This is a genomic window from Pelomicrobium sp. (genome assembly GCF_036803785.1).
Classification (GTDB): domain Bacteria; phylum Pseudomonadota; class Gammaproteobacteria; order Burkholderiales; family UBA6910; genus Pelomicrobium.
The window spans coordinates 1-5,558 of the sequence record NZ_DAIRTR010000163.1 but is presented as its reverse complement, the minus strand read 5'-3'; the positions used below and the strand labels follow the sequence as shown (position 1 = coordinate 5,558).

At 63.4% G+C, this 5,558-nt stretch carries 6 protein-coding genes; all 6 read right to left on the bottom strand.

Annotated features, from left to right (window positions below; all coding sequences use genetic code 11):
- Positions 1–224: 224 nt before the first annotated feature.
- Positions 225–656, bottom strand: coding sequence for an antibiotic biosynthesis monooxygenase family protein (locus V7Q81_RS14180; protein WP_333844531.1), 432 nt, complete (start codon positions 654–656; stop codon positions 225–227).
- 10 nt (positions 657–666) lie between these two features.
- Positions 667–933 (bottom strand): hypothetical protein, encoded by a 267-nt coding sequence (locus V7Q81_RS14175; RefSeq protein ID WP_333844528.1) that lies wholly within the window; start codon positions 931–933, stop codon positions 667–669.
- A 92-nt stretch (positions 934–1,025) separates the two neighbouring features.
- Positions 1,026–1,226 carry a hypothetical protein gene (locus V7Q81_RS14170; RefSeq protein ID WP_333844525.1) on the bottom strand — a complete coding sequence of 67 codons (201 nt, stop codon included), beginning with the start codon at positions 1,224–1,226 and terminating at the stop codon, positions 1,026–1,028.
- Between the two features lie 233 nt (positions 1,227–1,459).
- Complete coding sequence (locus V7Q81_RS14165) at positions 1,460–2,461, bottom strand: hypothetical protein (protein ID WP_333844522.1); 1,002 nt, start codon at positions 2,459–2,461, stop codon at positions 1,460–1,462.
- Between the two features lie 14 nt (positions 2,462–2,475).
- Positions 2,476–4,638: a TonB-dependent receptor plug domain-containing protein gene (locus tag V7Q81_RS14160; protein WP_333844519.1), complete on the bottom strand. Its 2,163-nt coding sequence runs from the start codon at positions 4,636–4,638 to the stop codon at positions 2,476–2,478.
- 156 nt (positions 4,639–4,794) lie between these two features.
- Positions 4,795–5,558 (bottom strand): FTR1 family iron permease (locus tag V7Q81_RS14155; RefSeq protein ID WP_333844516.1); only part of this gene is annotated, 764 nt, incomplete at its 5' end.

The following is a 5,558-nucleotide window of genomic DNA, read 5'->3' as shown; positions in this document are numbered from 1 at the left end:
GCGTTGAAGGGCTGACGCTTGGGCTCGAACGGGCCTACCACCCAGAGGCTATGGGGAAGAAAGCCTCCCATGCATTCCGGCTGAAAGCCGGCCAGCGCGGTACGGTCCCAGGGTGGACGAATACTCTCGGATGAGCGAAGCAGCCTGCGGCATCTGGGCCGCAAGCCCGTCGCGGCGTTGCCCGGGGCCGCTGGCGAAAGCAGGGTAGTGCCGGGCGCATCCGGTCATATCCAGTCCTCGCCGGGCAGCGAGCACCGCTTCTTCCGAGCGAGGTCTCGCGCGCTCGCCGCGCCGCGGGCCGGCCATCCCTCGACCCGGGTAGCGGCCTCTGCCCCCGCGGCTTGCGCTGATCCAGGATCGGAATCGATCAACTCGATCACCATGCGCTTCGGCGCAACGAACGCGCAGGCTTTGTCGGGAAACGTTCCGGAAGCGGCCAGGACGAAAGCATCAGATCGAGTCCATTCCCGGAACCGCTCTACCGATTCCCAGGCGCTATAGAGCACGTGGGAGGGTGCTCCCTTCGCCGGGTGGGAGAGAACGACATGGCAGCAGCCCGGCCGCATCGCCATCAGGCCGAGGAGCCGCTCGCACCAGGTGTCGAACGCTGCGCGGCATTCCGGCACCACGAAAAACTGCTCGCTCACGACGATCATGGTCGCCCCCTCAATGGATGGAACGGCCCTGGCTGCGCGGGCTCTCACCCTTCTGCATCCGGTAGTGCAGGTCGTACCACCGGGCGATCAGCCGGCGGCAGACGTCTCGCAACATCGGAGCGGCATGGATGTCCGGATGGGTCTCGATGAACTGCAAGTGGCGAATGATCAGCTCGGCCTGAAGGGGGCAGCCCCGCTCGGCCTGCTTGGTCATGAGATACAAGGTCGCTGCCATGAGAGCCGGCAGCGTGGGATAGTCAGGATGGTCGGGGGTCATGCACGAAGCCTCCTCGTCCAGGTTTCCAATCGCATCTCTGGCTGGCGGGTCGGCATGACCGCCGACGGCTGGCTGTGGTTTGCGGAGCTGCCTCAGTGTTTCTCTGCACCCATTTCGATCTTGCTTTTATCGATTCCGATCTCCGGGGCGGACGCAAGTTGTGCCACGGCCTTGCCAAAACGCGCCCGGGCTGTGTTATAGGCTGCGTCATGGCTTGCCGCCTCGACCCATGCCTCCATCTCGACTTTGTCACCGTTGTCCAACAGATGGGCCAGTTTCACTTTGAAGTTCATCGTTCACACTCTCCAGACGTTGATAATGCTCATGTTTAACATGCAGGCCGTCTCCGACGGACTTCAGCGGGCAGGCCTGCTCCCTCAATATCCGCTTCAGCAGCGGAATACAGTTGCCGCACTTGGGAAGGCGACCGAGCAGTCTGAAACATGCCTTGACGCTGCGGGCGCCGCCCTCGCAAGCGAGACGAAACGCCTCCTGGCTGATCCCGTGACAGGTACAGCAGCTCTTCTCACGGGACATCCCGGGGCTCCTTATCGTCAGGTCGGAGGGTGCGGCGCACGGCGGGCCACCCCTCCCGCACCTTGTTATGAACCTTGGCAATTTCAGACAAGGGCTTGTTGATGAGCTTGAGATTGACCAGGAAGACGCCGATTTGAGCGGCGGTGACCTCCTGTGGTACGAGCGGCCAGACGTCGGCCGCGGTCAGCACGAGCACCAGCGCCAGACTCACCCAATAGGCGAAGTCAGCCGTTGCTTCACTGCTCTGCTTCCAGAGCTCGAACTTGATCCGGTTAATGTAGAAGCGTTCCTGTCGTTGATAGAGCGCTTGCCGATTCCCCTGGGCGATCGCCGAGCCGACGCCGGCGACGAGCCGCAGGACGTTATGGCTGTAGCGCTGGATCAGCCCGCCGAAGAGTAGCGCCGCCAAAAAGGGCAACAGGCTCGCCACGAGCAAAGCGGGGAGCATCTCCGGCGAAAGGGAAATCTGCCACAGGATCACCGCCGGCAGGCCGATTAGGATCGTCCACAGCTCTTTCTGGAAAAGATCAAAGATCTTTCCGGCATTTTTGCAATCGTTGATCGAGCGGGCGACCTGCTCCCCGACGCAACCGCCGCCCCGGCGCTCGAACCACACCCGTTGCAGCTCGATGAACAACCGGTCGTCCAGCATCCGGTTGGTCAGCTTCTCGGCGAGGCGCAGCACCCCGAGCCCGAAAAAGATGCCGATGGCGAGCGGCGCGTAGGCCAGGAGTTCTTCTATTCTGAAAACATGCTCCCCCTTGGTGATCTCTTGCAGAACTTCCTTCACCAGCCATGCCTGCACCGGCTCGATGGCCGGCGTAATGATGTTGGGCATGGTGGCAGCAAGCAATAGCCAGGGATGGCGGAAAAGAATGGCGAGCATCTCTTTGAGAAGATGGCGCCAAGAACCTTCCAGGATGAAAAGCCTGCTTGGGGCAACCGCTTCCGCGGCCCTCAGATTGAAGCGCTGGTTTTCGCGATCCGCCATCTTACTCGGTTGCACTACCATCTGCCTTCCAGCGACACGAACCAGGTGCGGGAGGACTCCTCCAACCTGGTTTCCCGGGCGTTGAAGCTGCCATCCGGCTTGAAGGTGGTCTCGTCACGAAACTTGTCGTCCTTGAGCACATTGCGTACGGCGAGCCGCAGCCTGAAATCGTGTCCGAGGGGCTGGACCGCGTACACGTCCAGCAGCTTCTTAGCGCTTTCAAATTTGAGCTTGGTATTGCCATCTCCCGTGAGCTCGCGATGGGTCATGGCGGGCAAGTAGTTGTAGATGGCACCGATCGCGAAACCACCTGGCCTCACTTCATAGTCGAGGCCCAGATTGAACACGTACGGCGGCTGATCCTTGATCCTGCGTTTCTCCGTGGACCCAGGCGTTTCAACCTCGGAAAACAGGCGAGCATAATTGAAAGACAGGACAAACCCGCGCAGCCCGATCGGGTCCGGCCGCGATCGTAAATCGAATTCTGCACCCCAGATGCGGGCGTCGCCCACGTTGAACGGCCGGCTCACGAAGCGTGCGCCCTCGCTCACCACCTGGCGCTCGATCAGATCCTGCACATCCCGGTAGAAGAAATTGATCCCAGCCACCCCTTGCCGAGGGAAGAAACGCTCGACCCCCAGTTCCAGACCCCATGCCCGCTCGGGGCGCAGGTCTGGATTGCCTCCCTGGTCGGGATTGGTCAATGTGCCACCCTTGAGATTTACGCCTGGGGCGAGGTCGTCCAGCTTGGGCAGCCGCTGGCTCTGCGCCACGCTGGCGCGCACGTTGGTCGTCGGATCCCAACGATGAAGAAAATGCAGGGACGGGTTGAGGGCGCTGGTCGTGCTGGCACGCTCCGACCCGACGCCATCCCCGCTCTCCCGGCGGATGCGCTCCAACCGCAGCCCAGGCGTCAGTACACTGGAGCGACCGATACGCCACTCGTTCTGAACGAAAGCAGCGGCACGCTGTTCCTGCACCTGGAAACGGTCGCCCGGCACTGGGGCTTTGAGTACGCCGTTTTCAACCGTGTGCTTGTCCGTTTCCCAATCCTTGAGCTCTGCCTCGAAGCCCACGCTCCAGAAGTGACGTGCCATGGCAACGCCGTCTAAGCGGATGCGCCCTGCGAATTCCCGCTCGTCCTGTTGATCTTGCTGGAGGGTGGTCTTGGTGAGTGCGCCTGCCGCGTTGAAGTCTCGGGTTTCCATGGCTTTCTCTTCCCGGCCTTGTTCCGCCGTCAAGCGCAGGCTCAACTGCCGATCGCCCGCCAGGCGTCGTGTCCACTTTCCCCGCAGGCGGGCGATCACCCGCTCCTTGTCCTCCGCTTTTGCCTGGGCGCCGTTGAGCGTGCCGTCGGCTTTGAACTTGAACACGTCGTGATGCTTGTCTTCTTGGGCAGCAATCAGAAAGGGGTCCAGGGCCAAGGACTGCCCCTTTCCCAGGTCCCATCGCAGCCTCGGCGCTAGGGTGAGCTCTTTCACGTCAGCAGGCTTCGACTCCACGCTCCGGTCCTTCACCGCCCCGCTGGCCTGGTAACCCACCTTGGTATCGTTCAGCCGCTCGGCCCGGTCGATCACGCCCACGTTCACCAGGTAACTCAACTTTCCCTGGCGGTCTCCGTACTGCACGCTCGCCTCCCCCACTTCCTCGGGGCCGGTTCGGCCGACACCGACACGCGCCCGCGCGTAGCCCTCGGCGGGCGGTTTGCGCAGTACGATGTTCACCGTGCCCCCGATTCCGTCAGCGCTCATGTCGGCCTGCGGATTGTGGATCAGCTCGATTTGCTCGATCATGTCTGCCGGCAAGCGGTCCACTTGGATCTGTCGCTCTTTGGCTCCGCCCACGATGGGCTCACCGTCGATCAGGATCTGGGTGTAGCCCTTGTCGAGTCCGCGCACCCGGATGTCTTTGGTCACTCCCGGGGGTCCGGAATAGGTGATTCCGGGCAGCCGCCGCAACACATCTCCCACGGTCGCGTCGTCGAATTTTTCGATGTCTTCGCGCCCGTACACCTGCTTGGCGGTGGGTGCCCGGCGCCGCGCCTCCACCGGATCCCGGGCATCGACGACTCGAACCTCTCCAAGCCGGGCTTCCTGCGCGGACTCGGCTGCCGCTTCGAGGGGTGGTCCCCACACCATCACCATGCAGCTAGCCAATGCCGTTTTTCTCAGCCGCATTCCAGCCCCCTTTTCATCCTCGAAAAAAACGGGACTGGCTGGCTGGCCGGCCTGCGGCCGGCGGGCGGGCTGCCCTTCAGGGGAGCGCAGCGGGTGAAACCCGTCCGCTCCCGTCCATGCAATCAAGACACCATCACGGCGCAGCAGCCCTCCAGCTCATGCATCCGCGGGCGGGTTGCCCGGGTGCTTGCGGTGAGCGCGGCGCAGCCAGAGGAAGCCCGCGATCACAAGCAGCAGCGCCGCCACCTGGGCGGTGAGCGTTTGCACGGTGGGGTAGATGCCCAGCACCGGCACCCGAGGGAAAGCCACCAGGTCCGCCGGGAGAGACCCCGCCTCCTGAAGGGCCGCCACGCCCTGGCCGACAAAGACCACCGCGAGCAGCGCCAGCAAGGTGGAACTGACGGTGAAGAAGGGACCCACAGGAAGCCGCACGCCGTAGCGGAAGACCGCCCAGGAGAGAGTGACCAGCGCCGCCGTCGCGGTCAAGAATCCCAGCGTGATGGAGCCGCCGCCGGTGTCGCCGGTTTGCGCCCACAGCGCTTGATAGAAGAGCACGGTCTCGAACACTTCCCGGTACACGGCAAGGAAGGCCACCGCCACCAGGGCGCTCGCGGTCCCCCGGGAGAGCGCGCCCTTAAGCCGCTGCTCGATGAAGGTTTTCCAGGCGTGCGCGTGGGCCTTGCTGTGCAGCCAGAAGCCCACGTAGAGCAGAATCGCGGCGGCCAGCAGCGCGGTGATGCCCTCCGTCAGTTCCCGCCCAGCGCCGCTTACCTTGACCAGCTCGCTCGCCACGGCCCAGGTGGCGAGCCCCAAAAGCAGCGCCCCGATCCAACCGGCGTGCACATACTTGAGGAGATCGCGCCGCTCGGCCTTCACCAGGAAGGCGATCACAGCGGCGAGCACCAGGATCGCCTCCAGGC